The sequence below is a fragment of the Actinomycetospora sp. NBRC 106375 genome (assembly GCF_030269665.1).
Lineage (GTDB): Bacteria > Actinomycetota > Actinomycetes > Mycobacteriales > Pseudonocardiaceae > Actinomycetospora.
On sequence record NZ_BSTS01000070.1, the window covers coordinates 1 to 1176 of the forward strand.

Consider the following 1176-nt stretch of genomic DNA (forward strand, 5'->3'; position numbering starts at 1 on the left):
CTGGAATGGCGTCGCTTGGGGTTGTACCAGCACTCTATCCATTCGAATATCGCGTTGGCAAGCTCGGCGCGGGTGGACCAGGTGCGGGAGTCGAGCAGTTCGAGTTGCATCGTGCCCCAGAACGACTCCATCATCGAGTTGTCGTAGCAGTCACCGATCGAGCCCATCGAACCGAGCAGGCCGGCTGCGAGCAGACGTTGGCCGAACGCCCATGATGTGAATTGCGACCCGTGGTCGGAATGCATGATCGTGGAACCGTTCTCGGGGCGCCGGCGGGTGATGGCCATGCCGAGGGCGTCGGTGACCAGAGCGGTGCGCATGTTGTCGTCGATCGACCACCCGATGATTCTTCGGGAGTAGGCGTCGAGGACCGCCGCGCAGTAGAGCTTGCCCTCGCCGGTGGGGTGCTCGGTGATGTCGGTGAGCCAGAGCTGGTCGGGCCGGTCGACGGTGAACCGGCGGTCGACCAGGTCGGGATACGGGTCCGCGGCGGGGTCGCGGACGGTGCAGCCGTGGCGTCGGCGCCGGTAGAGGCCCTGGATGCCGGCCGCGCGCATCAGCCGGGCGACCCGCTTGTGGTTGACCGCCAGCCCCAGCCCCAACGTGAGCTCGGCGTGGACCCGCGGCCAGCCGTAGGTGCCGCGGGACTCCTGGTGAATCTTCTCGATGTGCTTGAGCAGCAACTCGTTCTCCTGGTCCCGGGCAGACCGCACCCCGGCGACGAATTCGTAGTAGCCCTGGCGGCGGACGCCAAGAACCCGGCAGGTCACCGCGACAGAGAATCCGTCGTCGGCGAGTTCACGGACCAGCGGGAAGACTACTTTGGGAGGACGTTCTCCCGCGCGAAATAGGCCGCAGCCCGCTTGAGGATTTCGTTCTCGACCTCGAGGCGCTTGGACTTCTTGCGCAGCTCCGCGAGCTCGGCGCGCTCGTTGCTGGTCAACCGCGCAGTGTCCTGGCCCTCGTCCGCGTCGGCTTGGGCCATCCAGTTCCGCAAGCACGATTCCGAGATGCTCAGGTCTTTCGCGATCACAGCGACCGTCTGCTCGCCGGCACGAGCGAGATCCACGGCGCGACGCCGGAACTCCGGCGGGTGAGGTGCAGGCACGAACGACATCCTCCCTGGCGGACCGGGTCCACCTCAGACGACGTGTCCGGTGTCAGGGGCCAACCTCA

Annotated in this window: 2 protein-coding genes; both read right to left on the minus strand. The window is 66.5% G+C overall.

Annotated elements, in window-relative coordinates; genetic code table 11:
• The coding region (locus QSK03_RS32895; RefSeq protein ID WP_285660046.1) for an IS3 family transposase at positions 1 to 770 on the minus strand (770 nt) is incomplete at its 3' end.
• A gap of 47 nt (positions 771 to 817) precedes the next feature.
• Positions 818 to 1108, minus strand: coding sequence for a transposase (locus QSK03_RS32900; RefSeq protein WP_285660047.1), 291 nt, complete (start codon positions 1106 to 1108; stop codon positions 818 to 820).
• Positions 1109 to 1176: the final 68 nt, after the last annotated feature.